Origin of the sequence: Amycolatopsis sp. NPDC059657, assembly GCF_042734395.1 — a bacterium.
GTDB lineage: Bacteria > Actinomycetota > Actinomycetes > Mycobacteriales > Pseudonocardiaceae > Amycolatopsis.
Genome location: NZ_JBHWEB010000036.1, coordinates 1 through 16,965, shown reverse-complemented (window position 1 = coordinate 16,965; position 16,965 = coordinate 1). Strand labels below are relative to the sequence as shown.

The 16,965-nt window shown below is 69.3% G+C and carries 13 protein-coding genes; 7 read left to right on the top strand and 6 right to left on the bottom strand.

Features of this window, described 5'->3' with window-relative positions; genetic code table 11:
- Window positions 1-107: 107 nt before the first annotated feature.
- Both ACFV15_RS20640 and ACFV15_RS20635 read left to right on the top strand, forming a co-directional pair.
- Window positions 108-920 (top strand): helix-turn-helix domain-containing protein, encoded by an 813-nt coding sequence (locus ACFV15_RS20640; protein ID WP_378352102.1) that lies wholly within the window; start codon window positions 108-110, stop codon window positions 918-920.
- A gap of 3 nt (window positions 921-923) precedes the next feature.
- Window positions 924-1,304, top strand: a complete 381-nt coding sequence (locus tag ACFV15_RS20635; RefSeq protein ID WP_378352101.1) for a VOC family protein — start codon at window positions 924-926, stop codon at window positions 1,302-1,304.
- A gap of 359 nt (window positions 1,305-1,663) precedes the next feature.
- On the opposite strand, the gene ACFV15_RS20630 is transcribed toward ACFV15_RS20635, so the two are convergent.
- Entirely contained in the window at window positions 1,664-3,187 is a 1,524-nt protein-coding gene (locus ACFV15_RS20630) for a carboxylesterase/lipase family protein (RefSeq protein ID WP_378352100.1), read from the bottom strand.
- Window positions 3,188-3,312: 125 nt separating this feature from the next.
- Between ACFV15_RS20630 and ACFV15_RS20625 the strand changes: the two genes are divergently transcribed.
- Genes ACFV15_RS20625 through map form a run of 3 tightly spaced genes read left to right on the top strand, consistent with a single transcriptional unit; the run spans window position 3,313 to window position 6,880 of the window.
- Window positions 3,313-4,167, top strand: a complete 855-nt coding sequence (locus tag ACFV15_RS20625) for a GNAT family N-acetyltransferase (RefSeq protein ID WP_378352099.1) — start codon at window positions 3,313-3,315, stop codon at window positions 4,165-4,167.
- A gap of 50 nt (window positions 4,168-4,217) precedes the next feature.
- Complete coding sequence (locus ACFV15_RS20620; protein ID WP_378352098.1) at window positions 4,218-5,999, top strand: penicillin-binding transpeptidase domain-containing protein; 1,782 nt, start codon at window positions 4,218-4,220, stop codon at window positions 5,997-5,999.
- A 23-nt stretch (window positions 6,000-6,022) separates the two neighbouring features.
- On the top strand, window positions 6,023-6,880 hold the full coding sequence (gene map, locus ACFV15_RS20615) for a type I methionyl aminopeptidase (RefSeq protein ID WP_378352097.1): 858 nt from the start codon (window positions 6,023-6,025) through the stop codon (window positions 6,878-6,880).
- 109 nt (window positions 6,881-6,989) lie between these two features.
- Here the strand turns inward: map and ACFV15_RS20610 are convergent, their stop codons facing one another.
- Window positions 6,990-7,664, bottom strand: a complete 675-nt coding sequence (locus ACFV15_RS20610; RefSeq protein ID WP_378352096.1) for a FadR/GntR family transcriptional regulator — start codon at window positions 7,662-7,664, stop codon at window positions 6,990-6,992.
- Window positions 7,665-7,817: 153 nt separating this feature from the next.
- On the opposite strand from ACFV15_RS20610, the gene ACFV15_RS20605 reads away from it, so the two are divergent.
- The gene (locus ACFV15_RS20605) at window positions 7,818-9,074 is read left to right on the top strand and encodes a CynX/NimT family MFS transporter (protein WP_378352095.1); all 1,257 of its coding nucleotides are present in this window, start codon (window positions 7,818-7,820) and stop codon (window positions 9,072-9,074) included.
- On the opposite strand, the gene ACFV15_RS20600 is transcribed toward ACFV15_RS20605, so the two are convergent.
- From ACFV15_RS20600 to ACFV15_RS20585, 4 genes are all read right to left on the bottom strand, one after another.
- Window positions 9,062-10,267, bottom strand: a complete 1,206-nt coding sequence (locus ACFV15_RS20600) for a right-handed parallel beta-helix repeat-containing protein (RefSeq protein ID WP_378352094.1) — start codon at window positions 10,265-10,267, stop codon at window positions 9,062-9,064. The genes ACFV15_RS20605 and ACFV15_RS20600 overlap by 13 nt on opposite strands.
- 498 nt (window positions 10,268-10,765) lie before the next feature.
- The gene (locus ACFV15_RS20595; RefSeq protein ID WP_378352093.1) at window positions 10,766-13,588 is read right to left on the bottom strand and encodes a BTAD domain-containing putative transcriptional regulator; all 2,823 of its coding nucleotides are present in this window, start codon (window positions 13,586-13,588) and stop codon (window positions 10,766-10,768) included.
- Window positions 13,589-13,615: 27 nt separating this feature from the next.
- Window positions 13,616-15,007, bottom strand: coding sequence for a mycothione reductase (locus ACFV15_RS20590; protein WP_378352092.1), 1,392 nt, complete (start codon window positions 15,005-15,007; stop codon window positions 13,616-13,618).
- 55 nt (window positions 15,008-15,062) lie between these two features.
- Entirely contained in the window at window positions 15,063-15,875 is an 813-nt protein-coding gene (locus tag ACFV15_RS20585) for a M15 family metallopeptidase (RefSeq protein WP_378352164.1), read from the bottom strand.
- Window positions 15,876-16,051: 176 nt separating this feature from the next.
- Here ACFV15_RS20585 and ACFV15_RS20580 point away from each other — a divergent pair, with 176 nt between their 5' ends.
- Window positions 16,052-16,843, top strand: coding sequence for a S1 family peptidase (locus ACFV15_RS20580; RefSeq protein ID WP_378352091.1), 792 nt, complete (start codon window positions 16,052-16,054; stop codon window positions 16,841-16,843).
- The last annotated feature ends 122 nt before the right edge of the window (window positions 16,844-16,965 follow it).

Sequence of the window (16,965 nt, the reverse complement as noted above, 5' to 3'; positions counted from 1 at the left end):
CGGGCGGTTGGGGGGGGCCCGCGAGACGTAAACCGGCCGTACCACTCACGACCCTCGGAAGCGTTGGTCTGGGTGTAACTGTCGGTCGGCCGGTTTACGCTGGTCGCGTGTCAGTCGAATGGGCTGTGGGGGTGCCGCACCCGGCCGTGCGGCACCTTGTCGCGCGGTACGTCGGCTACACCCAGGAGAGCGTCACCCTGGAAGTCCATCGTGGACTTCCGTCGCGGTACGTGACCATGATCATCAGCCTGGCCGAGCCGATCAGGCTCCTCGAAGGGGCCGGCTTCGGCGCGCTGCGGACGCAGGGCATGGTCGGCGGCATGCACGTCGGCCCGGCATTGATCGGCCAGGACCGGTTCCAGTCGGGCATCCACCTGGAGCTGAACCCGCTCGGCGTGCGGGCGCTGCTCGGCGTCTCGGCGGCTTCGCTGGCGGGGCAGGTCGTCGGGCTCGAGCAATTCTCGCTGGGGTCGTTGCCGGACCGGCTTCGCTCGGCGCCGGACTGGGCGTCGCGATTCTCCATTTTGGACACCGTGCTGACCGCTTCGGCCGCCGAGGTCGATGTGTCACGTGAGGTCGGCTGGGCATGGCAGTCGATGGTCGGCGCGGGCGGCCGGACGCGGGTGACCTCACTGGCCGACGAAATCGGCTGGAGCCGCCGCCACTTCGGCGAGCGGTTCCGCGCCGAGGTCGGGCTCTCACCCAAGCAGGCGGCCAGGGTGCTGCGCTTCGAGCGCGCCGCTGGGAAGCTGCGCGGCGGACAGCTGGATTTGGCTTCGCTCGCCGTCGAATGCGGGTACTACGACCAGGCGCACCTGTCGAACGAATGGCGTGCGCTGGCCGGGTGCTCGCCGCGGACCTGGATACTCGAAGAGCTCCCGTTTCTCCAAGACTCGGACGTGTTCGCGCTCGACACTTGAGCCATGAACGAGATCTGGCCCGCACTGCGCTACGACGACGCGCCGGCGGCATTGAAATTCTTGACCGGCGTCTTCGGCTTCACGGAAACCCTTGTGGTGCCTGGAGAAAACGGTGACATCGTGCACGCCGAGATCCGCTGGCCCGACGGCGGCGGCGTGATGTTCAGCGGCACCGCCTACTGCGCGGGCGTCCACGGCGAGATCAAAGCGGGCGGCAACGCCGTGTACGTGGTGGTTTCCGACGCCGACTCGGTCTACGAGCGCGTCCGCGCCGGCGCCGAGATCGCCGACCCCATCGCCGACACCGACTACGGCTCACGCGCCTTCACCGCCCGCGACACCGAAGGCAACCTCTGGACCTTCGGCACCTACAAGGGCGCCTAGTAGAAGGACTCGTGAGTGTTGCCGGGCGGTTCTATTGGGCGGAAGGGCAAGGTGTCATGTCGTGCTGGGCGACCTTGGCCTGCTTCCGCCCTGGCCACGAAAGAGTGACTGTGGAGGGTTTGCGGTGACGGTTGCGGGCGAGTGGTAACTCTGCTCCGTTGGATGCAGCGGAGCTACCACTCGCGGACCCCCTCGTGAAGCGAGGGTGCCCCCGAGGTGCGTACTACGCACCCAACGGCCCCCTCACTTCAAGCCCGCCCGAGGCTTGCGGGCGCCCTGCCGGACTTGGTGAAGGAGTCCCTCACCAGCCAGCCACATTCGGCTTTCCGCGCAATAACCGTCGGCAACACTCACGACCCCTAGATGCCTATGCCTGCCCAGAAAGCGCAGTTGTGCTCAGCCGCCAGGTCGACGGGCTGGATCGCGCCGGGCGCGAGTGAGAGCACCCCCGCGTGCCACCGGGGTCCCGGGTCGCCGACGCGGGCGAACCGCGTCCAGTAGCCGATCATCTGCGCCGAAAGGCGTTGCTGCTCGGGCGTCAGCTTGAAGTCGGCGCCGACGATGTCGGACAGGTACGGCAGTTCCGACCCGTGCGCCGCGCCGGGCTTGATGTCGGGCGGGAACGGCAGGAGCGCCGGTGCGTCGCGGTCGGCGAACTCGTACGCGAACGTGCGTGTGCGCGCGCTGAGCAGCCGGTCGGTCTCGGCCTGGGGGCAAGACCAGACCCGGTCGGTCATCGCGTCCGCGAACGCCATCGCCGGGCTTCCGTGCGCCGACGTCGGGTACTTCGCCGCGACCTGCGGGGCCTTGGCTCCGAAAGCCGCGCTCAACAGGTCTTGGTAGCGCTGCTCGGTCATCGGCTGGTCCGGGAACAGCGCGACGAAGAGCCTGGCCTCGTCGCGCGTGGTGCCCGCGATCGTCGGCACCCGGTTGAACCTGCCTTCCCGCAGCGCCTGCGCCGGGCTCAGCGGCAGCACCTTGGTGCCGTAGACGGGCGAGTTGATCGGCAGCGGCAGCAGTGACTTCACTGGCAGCCCGCGCAGGCAGGCCAGGTCCGCACAGCCGAGGCTCGCGCCCGTCGCCGCACCCTGCTTCTCGGCGTCGGACAGGGTGGTGAACGGCGATCCTGCCGGGACACCGGGGAAGAACCCGCCGTCCGGCCACGTCAGCGTGCACGGCCCGCTCTGGATGATCGCCCGGTCGAACAGGCCCGCCGACAGCGGTGACGCGAGATGCGAGCAGACGCTGAACCCGCCTGCCGATTCGCCGAACAGGGTCACGTTGTGCGCATCGCCGCCGAAAGCTGCGGCGTTGCGCTTGACCCAGCGCAGCGCGGCCTGCTGGTCCTCGATGCCGAAGACGCCCGAGTCGGCGAGTCCCGGGTAGCCGAGGAACCCGAACGCGCCCAGCCGGTAGTTCACGGTGACGACGATCGCGTCGCCGCCGGTGGCCAGCTTCCGCACGTCGTAGTCACTGCCCGCACCGGAGGTGAAGCCGCCGCCGTGCACCCAGACCATGACCGGCCGCGGCCGGTACGACGGCTTGGCAGGCGTGGTGACGTTCAGATAGAGGCAGTCCTCGCTCTCGCTGCCCGCGCTGATGACCGAGGGAGCCTGCGCGCAGCGGGCGCCCGGCTTGGTCGCGTCGCGCACGCCGGTCCACGGCCGCGCCGGCTGTGGCGCCTTCCAGCGCAGTTCGCCGACCGGCGGAGCGGCGAACGGGATTCCTTCGAACGTCCGATGCCCGTCGGTCACCGTGCCGCGCACGGCCCCGGCCTCGGTGCGGACGATGTCGCGGCCGGTCGCGGCCGCGGTGTCGGTCAGGGCGCCGACGGCCACGAAGGCCAGCGCCAGTGTCGATATTCGAGTGATTCGCTTACTCACAACCCCAGGAGTTCGCATAATTCGACTCTGGACCGGCGGTCACGTTTTGTCATCCGAAAAGTTCGCCACAGCGTGTCGGGGCCCTCGCGTTCCGTTGACGGCGTTCATCTGGCACTCTGGTGACCGTGTTGCGGCTTGCAGGTGCGCGGCTGCTAGATGATCGGGACTTTCCGGCGGTCCGTGCCGCGCTCTCCGCCGACCCCGTGGGTAGCTGCATGGTCAGCGCCCGAGTCGAGGTTGCCGGTCTGGACCCCTGGCGCCTGGGCGGTGAGCTGTGGGCTGCCGATTCGCGCCCGATCAAAGCAGGCCGTATCCAGGGGCTTTGCTTTTCCGGACCCAATCTCATCCCGCTCCGTGGCAACGCCTCCGCGGTGCGCTCCTTCGCCGACCGCGCGCTACGCCGCCAGCGCAGCTGCTCCTCGCTGGTCGGGCCCGCCGAGCAGGTGCTCGGGCTGTGGGACGAGCTCAACCCCGAGTGGGGGCCGGCCCGTGAGGTCCGCGACGACCAGCCGTTGATGGCGCTCGACGGTCCGCCCGCGGTGCCCAGCGACCCGCTGGTCCGCCCGGTCCGCCCCGACGAGCTGGACCGCTACCTGCCGGCGGCCATCGCCATGTTCATCGAAGAGGTCGGCGTCGACCCGCGCGCGGGCGACGGCGGCGTCAGCTACCGGGCCAGGGTCGCCGAGCTGATCGCGGGCGGGCGCGCGTTCGCCAGATTCGAGGGCAAGGAAGTCGTCTTCAAGGCCGAGATCGGCGCGATGTCCAGCACGGTCGGCCAGATCCAGGGCGTCTGGGTGCACCCGGACCGCCGCGGCGACGGGCTCGGCACCGCGGGCACCGGCGCGGTGGTCAGCAGGCTGGTCCGCGGCCTCGGCCGGACGGCGAGCCTCTACGTCAACGCGTACAACACCGCGGCGCTCGCGGCGTATCGCAAGGTCGGCTTCCAGCAGGTCGGCCAGTACGCGACTGTACTCTTTTGAGTCGGCGTTGCGGTTCTTGACAACCGCTCTGAACAGGCATTATCCCGCGCATGCCGGTTCGGTTCTTGATCGTCGGGCTTCTGCTCGCCTCACTCACGGCGTGCTCGTCAACGCCGGGCCCCGAGGACGTCCTCAAGGATTTCCTGGGTGCGATCGCCTCGGGTGACACCACCCGCGCGGCGATGCTGACCAACTCTCCCGACGCCGCGAAGGCCGTGCTCGACCAGGCGAGAGGCGCGCTGGCGCCGCAGTCGCTCGCGACCTCCGTGCAGGAAGTGCACAACCCCGCAGGCTCGACGACGGCCGACGCGAAGTTCCAATACGACTGGAATCTCGGGCACGGCAGGCAGTGGCAGTACCAGGCGAGCGCGCAGTTGTTCTCCGAGGAGGACAACTGGAAGGTCCGCTGGCTCCCGACCGTGCTGCACCCGAAGCTCGGCGCGCAGCAGATGCTGGCCGTACGCGTCGACACGCCCCCGCTGGCGGCCGTGCTCGACCGCGACGGCGTGCCGATACTCGAGCCGGGGACCGTGGTCGGCGTGCTGATGGACCCGAAGCTGCCCGATCCCGGCCCGGTGGCGGGCAAACTCGCCGCCGCGCTGGCGAAGTACGAGCCCTCGGTCACCCAGAAGTCCATTGTGGATGGCCTGAAGGCGCAGAACCCCACGGCGGCCTACGCGGTGGTGTCGTTGCGGGCAGGCGACTACCAGCGCGTCAAACCCGTCATCTACGACCTGCCCGGCGTGCGGTTCAGCAAGCAGGAACGCCTGCTGCCCGTCGAGCGCGACTTCGGCAGGCAGGTGCTGCCCGCCGTGCGGTCGATGGTCGAGGACCAGATCGCCGGGCACGCGGGCTGGCGGGTGGTGACGGTCGGCTCGATGGGCATCGACGTCGCCGAGCTGCACGCGAAGCCGGCCGAACCCGCGCCCGCGATCGCGAGCACGCTGTCCAGCCACGTGCAGGCGGCGGGGGAGAAGGCGATCGACTCCGTGAAGACGCCCGCCGCGCTGGTCGCCATCCAGTCGTCGACCGGCGAGCTGCTCGCGGTGGCACAGAACGACAAGGCCGACGAACAGGGCCCGCTCGCGCTCACCGGCCGGTTCCCGCCGGGCTCGACGTTCAAGATCGTGACGGCGGCCGCCGCGATGTCGGCTGGCAAGGTCGGCGCGGACAGCACCGTCGACTGCCCCGGCACGACCACGTTCAACGGCCGCGTGGTGCCCAACGAAGGCAAGTTCTCGCTCGGCACCGTGCCGCTGGCGAAGGCGTTCGCGCGCTCCTGCAACACCACCTTCGCCAGGCTCGCGGCCGACCTCCCGCCTGCCGCGCTGACCGATAGCGCCCGCGATCTGGGGCTGGGCGCGGACTTCGCGCTGCCGGGGCTCACCACGGTCACCGGTTCGGTGCCCGCCACGGACAACGTCGTGCAGCGCGCGGAGAACGGGTTCGGCCAGGGGACCGTGGTCGCGAGCCCGTTCGGCATGGCCTTGGTCGCGGCGAGCGTCCAATCCGGCCGCACGCCGACGCCGACGCTGCTGCGCGGCGTCACCACCGGCACCCGGAACCTGGGCAAGCAGCTGCGGCCGGATGTGCTCGACGCGTTGCGCGGCATGATGCGCGCGGTCGTGACCGAGGGCACGGCGACCGGCTTGCGTGATCTGCCCGACGTCCGCGGCAAGACCGGCACGGCCCAGTTCGGCGACGGCTCCCACTCGCACGGGTGGTTCGTCGGCTATGCCGGTGACCTGGCGTTCGCCGTGCTGCTGATGGACGCGGGCAGCTCCAAACCGGCCGTCGAGGCCGCACACCGGTTCCTGGCGGGACTCGGCTGAGCGAAGGGTCGTAGGGTGGAGGCATGTCCGTTCGTGCCCCGTTGAAGCCCGGCGTCCAGACGCCGCGCCGCGCCGTCCCCGCCAGCATCGCCCGTCCCGAGTACGTGGACAAGCCTGCGCCGAAACGGGACACCGGCAACGGCGTGCGCACGCCCGAGGTGATCGAGAAGATGCGCGTGGCGAGCCGCATCGCCGCGCAGGCGCTGGAGGAGGGCGGCAAGGCCGTCAAGCCGGGCGCGACCACCGAGGACATCGACAAGGTGATCCACGAGTTCGTGCTCGACCACCACGCCTACCCGTCGACGCTCGGGTACCGGCATTTCCCGAAGTCGTGCTGCACCTCGCTCAACGAGGTCATCTGCCACGGGATCCCCGACTCGACCGTGATCGAGGACGGCGACATCTGCAACATCGATGTCACCGCCTTCATCGGCGGCGTGCACGGCGACACCAACGCGACGTTCCTCGCCGGTGACGTTTCCGAGGAGGCCCGGCTTCTGGTCGAGCGGACTCACGAGGCGACCATGCGCGCGATCAAGGCCGTCCGGCCAGGCCGCCAGCTGAACGTGATCGGGCGCGTCATCGAGGCTTACGCGAAGCGGTTCGGTTATGGCGTCGTCCGGGATTTCACGGGCCACGGCGTCGGCCCGGCATTCCACACCGCGCCGACCGTTCTGCATTACGAAGAGCCCTCGGTCACCACGGTGATCGAAAAGGGGATGACGTTCACGATCGAGCCGATGATCACGCTCGGGACGATCGACTACGACATCTGGGACGACGACTGGACGGTCACCACCAAGGACAAGAAGTGGACCGCCCAGTTCGAGCACACCCTGCTCGTCACGGACAACGGCGCGGAGATCCTCACCCTGCCGTGACGAGCCCTTGGCCGCGGTAAAAAAATCCCAATGCGGCATTGGTCAGTTTTCAGCACGCCAATGTGGCGTTCGTCAGCTCGAACCTGACGAATGCCACATTGGGATTTTTTTAGTCGGCGATGCCGGCGAGGAGTTCGTTGAGGAAGCCCTCGGCCTCGGCGGCCGCGCGGGCGGGGTCTTGATCCGCGATCGCTTTGGCGAGGCCGCGGTGCTCGATCTCCTGCGCGTTGTCGGGGTGCTTGTTCGATGTCGCCGCGACGCTGGCGGTGACCACTTCGGTCAGGCCGCGGTAGAGCTCGGTGAGCAGCGCGTTGTGGCCGCTGTGGACCACGGTGAAGTGGAATTCGGCGTCGGTGCGCGCGAAGTCGTCCCAGCGGCCTTCGGACTGTTCGATGTCCCGCTGATCGAGAAGTGCGAAGAGTTTCGCGACGTCTTCGTCGGTACGGGACGAGGCGGCGAGGCGGGCGCCTTCGACTTCGAGGGTTCTGCGGACCTCGAGCACCTCGCGGAGTTCGGTGCCGCACAATCTTCGGACCGCGCCGGAGACCTCGCTCGTGGCGCGCACGTAGGTGCCGTCGCCTTGGCGGACTTCGAGCAGTCCGCTGTGCGCCAGCGCGCGGACGGCTTCACGGACCGTGTTGCGGCCGACGCCGAGCTGGGTAGCGAGTTCGGGCTCGGTGGGGATCCGTTGCCCGATCGGCCACTCTCCTTTGGTTACTGCTTCGCGCAGTTGCTCGATGACCTGGTCTACCAGGCCTGCCCGTCGAGTGGTGGCCAGAGGCACAGCGGTAATCCCTTCCTCGCCTTGTGAGCGGTTCACTGACTGCAACTGAACAGTCTGGCCAACGTTAGCGGTGGACGCCAGGGCCATGTGACGGGATGATGATGCGGTCACATTTGATCGTCCAATCATCCCATGTCTGTCATAGTGGCTGGTGTGACCGTGTACTCCTGGGAATCAAGCACCTCTCGTGGCCTCGAACTCGAGCTCGAGGGCGTTGTAGAACCGATCCCAGACAGTCGCCGGACCGTGCTCGCCGGAGGCTTGCTTCTCAGCGTCGCGGTCGTTTTGACCGCTTTGAACCTCCGGCCTGCGATCACCAGCGTCGGCCCGCTGCTCGGTGAGATGCGCGGTTCGCTGGGTGCTTCGGCGGTCTGGGCCGGCATCCTCACGACGCTGCCAGGGCTCTGCTTCGCGGGCGCCGGGCTCGCCGCGCCGTGGCTTTCGCGCCGGTTCGGGATCGGCGCCGCCATCGGGCTGGCGCTCGCCGTGCTGAGCACCGGGCTCGTGCTGCGCGTGCTCGACGGGCCGTACGTCGTGCTCGGCGGCACGCTCGTCGCGACCGCGGGCATCGCGCTGGCCAACGTGCTCGTGCCCGTGGTCATCAAGGACTCGTTCCCGGCCCGCATCGGCGTGATGACCGGCATCTATACCGCCGCCCTGCAACTCGGCGGCGCGCTGGGCTCCGGCGTCACCCCGCCGATCGACGACGCGCTCGGCGGCTGGCGCCCCGCGCTCGCCAGCTGGGCGCTGCTCGGCGTGATCGCGCTGGCCGTCTGGTTCTTCGCCGCACGCCGCCGCACCGAGGGCGAGGCGGTCGCCGCCGGACCGGCGGGCAGCGGCCAGTCGCTGCTGCGCAACCGCCTCGCCTGGATCGTCACGCTGTTCTTCGGCTTCCAGGCGTTCCTGGCCTACGTCGTGATGGGCTGGATGCCCGAGGTGCTGATGGACGCGGGCGTGTCCAAGACCGAGTCGGGGTTCCTGCTCGGCCTGGTCTCGGTGCTCGCGGTGCCGATCAGCCTGACCATCCCGGCGCTCGCCGCCCGCCAGGGCAGCCAGAGCCTCTGGATCGTCGGGCTCGGCCTGTTCGGCTTCACCGGGATGGTCGGCCTGATGGTCGCGCCGGGGTACTCGCCGCTGCTGTGGAGCATCCTGGTCGGCATCGGGATGAGCGTCTTCTCGCTCGCGCTCACGGTGATCGCCCTGCGCGCCCGCACCGGCGAGGACACCGCCCGCCTGTCCGGGATGGCGCAGGGCATCGGCTACCTGCTCGCCGCGCTCGGCCCGTTCCTGTTCGGCCTGCTCCACGACCTCACCCACGGCTGGACGATCCCGTTCGCCATGGTGCTGGGTGTCTTCGTGCTGCAGATGACCTTCGGCGCGCTGGCGGGCCGCCGCCGCTACATCTCGTAGGCGCCGATGTCGTGGCCCGCTCCGGCGGGACGCGGCTTGTTGTCGAGGTCGAAGGCCGGTGCCCCGGTGGCGGAGCCCTGGTCGACGGCCTTGGCGGAACCGGGCTTCAGGTGGAAGTCACCCGCACGCGGATTGACGAAACCGGGGTCACCCGCGAAGTTGTGGTCGCTGGTGAACGCCTCGTGCGTGAAGTTCCCTTCGGCGTAGATGTTGTTACGCAGGACGTTCACGCCTGCGTACTTGTCGCCGTCGAAGGAAAGCGCGCCTTTCGCGTTGCCGTAGAAGGTGTTGTTGATGATCTGCACGTTCGAGATGACGCCGCTCGACTCGACCCAAATGCTCAGGCCCGCCTGCGAGTTGCCGTAGGAAACGTTGTTGTATACCTTGACGTTGCCGAGTTTCCTGGTTTCGGAATAGTCCTCGACGGCCAGCGCGATCCCGGCCTTGGTGTTGTTCTTGGTGCCGCTGGCGACGTTGTTGTAGATCTCCACGCCCGACGCGGAATCGACATAGATGTTCGGGCCGCGGTTGTTCGAGGAAACGTTGTCGTGAATGGAGATCCGGGCGTTTTCGGTGTACTTGACGTCGATGCCCTCCTCGCCGTTGTCATGCACCCGGCAATGCTTGACCTCGATGTCGTGCGACCCGTCGCCGAGGCTCATCGCCTCATGATCGGCCGAGGTCCCGCGCGCGTTGGTGCCCCGGATGTCGCAGCCGTCGATCACGGCGTTCGCGGTGTTGATCAGCACCAGCCCGCCGTCCTGCGAGCCGTCGATCCCGAACTTCTGGAAGACGAGATCGTGCGCGCCGTCCGCGTAGACGCCGAATCGGCTCGACCCGGCGACGGTCACGTCGTTGAACCGCAGCCACGACTGCTTGCCGAGCGCGAGGCCGCTCTTGCCCTTGATCACGGCCGCGCCGCCTTCGCCGTAGAAGGTGATGTACTTCCCCGGCGCCCCGCTCTTCTTGATCGTCAAGCCGCCGCTGTACGTCCCGGCCGCGATCTTGACGTTGTCGCCGGGGTTCGCCGCGTCGGCCGCCGCCTGCACGGTCGAGTACTGCCCGCCTGGCCCGACGGTCAGCGTCCGCCCGGACACGGGCGGCGGCACATCGGCGGGACAGGCGTCGCCCGGACTCACCGCCAGCAGGCTCGCGGCCAGTGCGGTCGCCAGTGCGATTGTGGTCAGCCCCATGGGTTTCCTCCCGATCGTGGATACCGGCGCAGCTTGGCGTGATCGGGTTGGGACGGGTCCCAGCACGACCCCTTGAAGCCTGACCTGCTCTGGCCGCGCCATGACGCGAGACCTAGCTGTGCTAGGCCGGCGCCTGGGCGAGCCGAGCGTGGAGCGAACGGAAGAATCTGGCCGCTCAGCGGCCAGATTCTTCCTCTCGTGAAGATCAACTCACCTGACGACCCACCTTGGTGAGGGAGGCCCTCACCAAACCGGCTGGGGGAAGGGAGCCTTCACAACGCCCGGGATTGCGCCTCGCAATGTCGCATTTACCCGCTTTGTGGGGTGGGTGGACGGAATGAACGGGGCGTATGTGTCGCTCAGCGTTGCGAACGCCCCGTTCGCAACGTTGAACCACCCCCGCGGCACCCGCCGAGTAGCGGGCTCGACCAACCTGCCCGACCCTTAACGACCCGGCATTGGGCTAGAACCGGCCGCAACACTCACGGCCCCAATGCCTCACCAACCAGCAGGCCGCAGGTTGGGCAGTGAGGCCGGGCATTTCAGGTTCAGCCGAGCGGAGATCGCGGCCGCCGCGAGCTCGTGCTGCTCGGCCAGCCGAGGATCACCGAGCACGCGCGCGAGTTCACGATGCGCCTGCGCTTGTTCGTGCAGGTGATCTCCCTGGACCGCGAGAGCCAGCGCGGCCTCGAACTCCTCGCTCGCCCCGTGCTCCAGCGCCCGGCCGAGTTCGATCCGCGCGTACGCCTGGAGCCGGGCGTCGTCGAGCATGGCCACGGCGGCGCGCAGTGGTTCCATCGCCTCCGAAGAGCGCCCGGCCACCCGGTGCGCCGCCCCGATGAGGATCAGGGTTTCGGCTTCGCCCGCGCGGTCGCCGATGCGCTGCCGCAGCACGAGTGCCTGGCGGAGATGGCCGAGTGCCTCGTCGGCGGCGTCGAGCGCGATCAGGCTGCGGGCCAGCGCCGTGAGCACATGGTCGTTGGGGCTGAGCTGGCCCAGTTCCTCGCACAGGGCGTAAGCCGTGCGCAGATAAGTCAGCGAGGCCTCGTGCTCACCTTTCAAGCCGTGGACGACGCCGCGGGTCCAGAAGGTGATGATCTTGGCGTCGATGCCGAGTGGAGACAGCTGCGCGAGGCCGTCCAGCTCGTCGAAAGCCGCTTGAGCGTGGTGGGTCGCTTGGTCGTGTGCGCCGCGTTGCAGGTGGATCAGGCCGAGCAAGGCGAGTGTGTGGGCGTGAGCCTCGGTGTTGTCGTGCTGCTTCGCCGAGGCGGTCAGCAGATCGAAAGCACGCGAGGTGTGGCCCGCGGACCAATGCGCCAAAGCGAGCAGCGTGCTTAACAAGCCTTCGCCGCCCTCGGCCGTTTCTCGCGCCGCTGCGAGGCCGCGCTCGAGTAGTTCGATTGGGTCATCGGCGAGGTTGCGGCCGACGAAGTGCCAGAACGAGATGGCCAGCTGCCAGGCGTAGTCGCTGAAGCCCTCGGCCGCGGCGCTGCGGGTCGCGGCCAGTAGATTGCCGCGCTCGGCCAGCAGCCAAGCGCGGGCCGCTTCGGCCTCAGTGCCGGTGTTTTCGAGGTGGCTCGCGGCTTCCGTGACGGCGGTCATGTAGTGGTCGAGCATCTTCTCGGTCATCTGCGGGTCGTCGGACAGACCGCGCGCGTACTGCCGCAGAAGGTCGTGCTGGCGGTAGCGGCCGGGCACGGGTTCCTCGGCCAGGTGGACGTCGACCAGCCGCTGCAACGCGTCGTCCGCCTGGTCCACCGGCATGCCGGTCATGGCGGCGAGCACCGCGGTGTCCGCGTCGGCGCCCGGGTGCCTGCCCAGCGCGTAGAAGACCTGCTGGTCGGCGGCGGGCAGGTGCTCGTGGGACATGCGAAAAGCCAGCGCCACCTCGCGGTCGGCGAACAGCTTCGGGAGCCGCCAGCGCGCGTTGGCCAGTTGCGTCGACAGATAGGCGATCGGCCACGCCGTCCGGTGCGCCAGCCTGGCGCCCGACAAACGCAGCGCGAGCGGCAAACCGGCGCAGAGGCGGACGATGCTCGACACGGCCTCGGGCTCGGCGGCCGCGCGGTCGGCTCCGACCAGGCGTGCGAAGAACGCCGTGGCCTGTTCCTCCGGCATGACGGCCAGCGACAACGGCCGCGCGCCGGCGAGATCCGGGAGCCTGGCCCGGCTCGTCACGATCACGAGGCTGGGACCGGCGGGCAGCAGCGGGGCGACCTGCGGCTCGTCGACGGCGTTGTCGAAGACGACCAGCAGCCGCAGCCCCGCGGTCTTCGCGCGCCACTGCGCCTTGGCGTCACCGGTCGCCGCGACGCCGAGCTGGCCGAGCAGGACGTCGAGCGCCTCGTCCGCGGTCAGCGGGGTCTTGCCTGCGCTGTGGCCCTGCAGGTCGACGAAGAGTACGCCGTCCGGGAACCGGTCGGCCAGCAGATGACCGGCGTGGACGGCGAACGCGGTCTTGCCGACCCCGGCCATTCCGTCGACCGTGTGGACGGTCGCGCGGTCGCCCGCCGACGCCAGCAGCCGGGCGAGTTCGCTTTCCCTGCCGGTGAAGTCCGGCAGGTCGCGGGGCAGGCAGTTGCGGGACGGGGGCTCGGGCGGCTCGGCGGCCAGCAGCTGCCGGTGCACCTCCTGCAGCGGGGCGGACGGATCCACGCCGAGCTCTTCGACGAGCAGGCTGCGGATGACCTGGTAGTGCTGCAACGCGTCGGCGGTACGCCCTGCCTGGTGCAGCGCGAGCAGGTACTGCCCGGCCGTCCGTTCGTCCATCGGGCGTCCGCCGGCGCGGGCCGCCAGTTCGACCACCAGGTCGGCGCCCATCTTCAGCCGGAGCTTGGCGTCGACGAGGTCTTGCCAGGTCGCCAGCCGTTCCCGCTCCAGCCGCTCGCGTTCGGTCTCGGCCCAATCCCCGGTCAGCCCGGTCAACGCCTCGCCGCGCCACAACTCGAGCGCTTCGGTGAGCGAAGCCAGCGCCTGCTGTTCGTCGGCGCGGGCCTTCGCGCGCAGTTCGCGGCTCAGGAACAGGTCGACCGCGGCCAGCTCAGGGTCGATCGTCAGCGCGTACCCGCCGGAGCGGCGGGTGAGCGTGATCCCGTCGGCGCAGGCCAGCGCCGAGCGCAGCCGGGAGATGTAGCCGTGCAAGGTGGTCCGGGTCCGCGGCGTGACATCGGCGCCCCAAACCCGCTCGACCAGGCGGTCTGCCGTGACCACCTGGCCGGCTTCGAGCGCGAGTACCGCGATGATGCACCGCTGGCGCGGGGTGCCGAGAGCGAGCGGCCGGTCACCGGCCCGTACGTCCACCTCTCCCAGCAAACGCACCATCACGACCACGGTTCATCTTCTCATGGCCTAGTCGAGCGGCAGGTTGAGCAGCGCGTTCTCGATGAGCTCCGGCATGGCGGGGTGGATCCAGTACTGGCCGGTCGCCATGGTGCGCGCGTCCAGTCCGAAGCTCATCGCCTGGATCAGCGGCTGGATCACCGACGGCGCGTGCGGGCCGATGATGTGCGCGCCCAGCAGCTGCCCGGTGGCCGGGTCGGCCAGCAGCTTCGCGAAGCCGGAGGTGTCCTCCATCGCCCAGCCGTACGCGATGCCCGCGTAGTCCTGCTTGGACTTCACGTACGAGACGCCGCGCTCCAGCGCCTCCTGCTCGGTGATGCCGACCGAGGCGATCTGCGGCGAGCCGAACACGGCGTGCGGCACGAAGCGGTGATCGGACTTGATCCGGTTGCCCGGGTTGAGCAGATTGTGCTTCACCACGCGCATTTCGTGGTTGGCGACGTGCTTGAGCTCGTAGTGCGACGAGAGGTCGCCGAGCGCGTAGATGCCCTCGACGTTGGTCTCCTGGTACTCGTCGACGTCGACGTAGCCGCCGTCGCGCAGCGCCACGCCGGTGGCCGTCACGTCGAGCAGGTCCGAGTTCGGCTTGCGGCCGATGGCGACGAGGATCTCGTCCGCGGCAACGGTTTCCGCGCCTTCCGGGCCTTCCAGTTCGACCGAGATGCCGTCGGCGTCGCGGCCGACCCGCACGGTCTTGCGGTTGAGGCGCACGTCGAACTTGGCCGCGGCCAGCTCGGTGTAGCGCTCGCTGACCTCGAAGTCCTCGCCACGCAGCATCGCGCCGGAGCGGGCGACCAGCGTGACCCGCACGCCCAGCGACGAGAACACGTGCGCGAACTCGGAGGCGATGAACCCGCTGCCGATGATCACCAGTCGCTTCGGGAGCTCGTCGAGCCGCATGACCGTGTCCGAGGTCTGGAAACCGGCCTCGGCCAGGCCGGGGATGTCCGGGATGACCGGCCGTCCGCCCGCGGCCAGCACGAACTTGTCGGCGGTGAGGGTCTCGGTGCGGCCGTCGGGGAAGGTGACGGCGAGCGTCTTGGTGCCGGTGAACCGGCCTTCGCCCTCGTAGACGTCGACGTTCGCGTTGTCCTCGTGGCTGCGGCGATACTCCGCGCCACCGGCGGCGATCGGGTCGATACGGCCGAACACGCGGTCGCGGATGTCGGGCCAGCGCACCCCGGTCAGCTCCTCGTCGACGCCGAAGCGCGAGCTGAACGACGGCGTCGCGGCGACGTCGGCGGCGTACACGAACATCTTGGTCGGGATGCAGCCGACGTTCAGGCAGGTGCCGCCGAAGGTGCCCTTCTCCACGATCGCCGTTTTCAGCCCCGCGAACTGCGGGCCGAGGATCGAGTTGCCCGATCCGGTTCCGACGATCACCAGGTCGTAGTGCGGCACGCTGTCATCCTTTGTTCGTGTGGTTCTCGCTTGGCTGAACTGGTTCCGGCCTCCGCTAATTCCCGGTCGCGGAGAAGTGCATGCGGTCCTTCGGGTCGGTCCAGGAGCCACCCCACGACCACCCGATCGAGGCGAACGCGCGCACCACCGGATCACCCGGAAGCAGCATCCCAGGCCGCACGTTCTTCCGGTCGAGATACGCCGAAGCGAGTTCGGGCAGCACCAGGTCGCCCTTGGTGTACGGGTTGCAGAACGGGTTGATGTCCACCGCCAGCCCCGACGCGTGCGCCGACCAGTTCGCCAGCCCGCGCGCCGGGCGGCAGACGAACGCGCTGGTCGAGTTGCCGTCGCCGGTCGGCGCGGCGGTGAGCTCGTCCGGCCTGGTGACGCGCATCTCCTCCAGCGGGAAGCGCTGGGCGAACAGCTGGCCGAACACCTTGGTCACGCCGTCGGCCGCGCTCGCGTTGACGATCATCTCGCCGGTGTGCGTGCGCCCGTCGAAACCCCAGAACGACATGGTCAGGTAGCGCAGCGCCGTCGACGCGACCGGGCACGCGGGCTGCCAGGTGCTGCGTTCGAGCACATCGGCGGGCACTGCGGCGACGGTCGACGCGTAGCGGTCCCCGGCGGGCGGCGGCAGGAAGTCCTCGGTGGGCAGCGCGCGGTCGGCCAGCTCCGGAGGGGTCGGCAGCACCTGGCCGAGGCCGTCGGGGCGCCGGGGCAGTGGCCGCGCGCCGACCTTCCAGTGCGGCTCGGGTGCGGCGGAGGTGGGGGCGGCGGCCGGGCTCGCCGGAGCGGCGAGCGGGGAGGGTGCGGGCACCGGCTGGGGAGCCTCGGTGGCTGGCGAACCACAGCCGGCGAGTCCCATGGCCGCGATCAGCAGCACGCACACTCGGAGTCGCACACGGCCCAGCTTGTCAGAAGCGGACCGTGACCGCGTAGTCCACCCGATTCAGCGACACCGTATCGGGCCTGCTCCGTTTAGGGTATTGACGACTGACCGTGTACACACCGGAGTCATTCCGCCCCGAAGGGAAACCAACGATGCCAGCCAAGTCTCGCCGCAACCTGCTCTTGGTCGCCGGGGCGCTGCTCGCCGCCGCCGTGGCCGTGCCGGTCGCGTCCGCCACCCCGGAGACGGCCGGTCAGCCCGGCATCGTGGGTGGTCAGCCCGTCGCGGTCGCGCAGTACCCGTTCGCGGTGTTCCTCACGGACGAGAACGGCAGCCAGTTCTGCGGCGCGGTGCTGATCGGGGAGAACTCGGTGGCGACGGCCGCGCACTGCGCCAAGGCCGTGCCGAAGGCGAACCTGCGGGTCGTCGCCGGCAGGCAGGACAAGCGTGTCAAGGACGGCACGGTTTCGGCCGTATCGGACATCTGGGTGAATCCGGACTACACCGATCCGGGCACGGGCGGCGACATCGCCGTGCTGACCACGCAGAGCCGCCTGCGCTACGAGACCGCGCAGGTCACCCAGACCGCCAGGTACTACACCGAGAACACCATGGCCACCGTGCTCGGCTGGGGACGCCTGAAGGACAACGGCGACCGCTCGGACGTGCTGCGCAGCGTCGACGTCCCGATCATCAGCGACGCGAGCTGCAAGGCCTCCTACGCCAACTACGACGCGTCGACCATGGTCTGCGCCGGGTACGCGCAGGGCGGCAAGGACGCCTGCCAGGGCGATTCCGGCGGCCCGCTGGTCGTCGGCAAGGTCCTGATCGGCATCGTCTCGTGGGGCGTGGGCTGCGCGCGGCCCGGCAACCCCGGCGTCTACACGCGGGTCTCCGCGTACGCCGGCGAGCTGGAGAAGCGCTCGAGCAAAGGCCTCTTCTGAGCTCAAAGGACTCGTGAGTGTTGCGGGCGGTTATTGGGCGGAAGGGCAAAGGTGTCATGCCGTGCTGGGCGACCTTGGCCCGCGTCAGGCCTGGCCACGAATGAGTGACCGTGGAGGATTTG

What these genes read in the sequence shown, in the direction of transcription:
- ACFV15_RS20635 (WP_378352101.1), top strand. Translation starts at nt 924, where the DNA reads ATGAACGAGATCTGGCCCGCACTGCGCTACGACGACGCGCCGGCGGCA.
- ACFV15_RS20620 (WP_378352098.1), top strand. Translation starts at nt 4,218, where the DNA reads ATGCCGGTTCGGTTCTTGATCGTCGGGCTTCTGCTCGCCTCACTCACG.
- map (WP_378352097.1), top strand. Translation starts at nt 6,023, where the DNA reads ATGTCCGTTCGTGCCCCGTTGAAGCCCGGCGTCCAGACGCCGCGCCGC.
- ACFV15_RS20600 (WP_378352094.1), bottom strand. Translation starts at nt 10,267, where the DNA reads ATGGGGCTGACCACAATCGCACTGGCGACCGCACTGGCCGCGAGCCTG.
- ACFV15_RS20595 (WP_378352093.1), bottom strand. Translation starts at nt 13,588, where the DNA reads ATGGTGCGTTTGCTGGGAGAGGTGGACGTACGGGCCGGTGACCGGCCG.
- ACFV15_RS20585 (WP_378352164.1), bottom strand. Translation starts at nt 15,875, where the DNA reads ATGGGACTCGCCGGCTGTGGTTCGCCAGCCACCGAGGCTCCCCAGCCG.
- ACFV15_RS20580 (WP_378352091.1), top strand. Translation starts at nt 16,052, where the DNA reads ATGCCAGCCAAGTCTCGCCGCAACCTGCTCTTGGTCGCCGGGGCGCTG.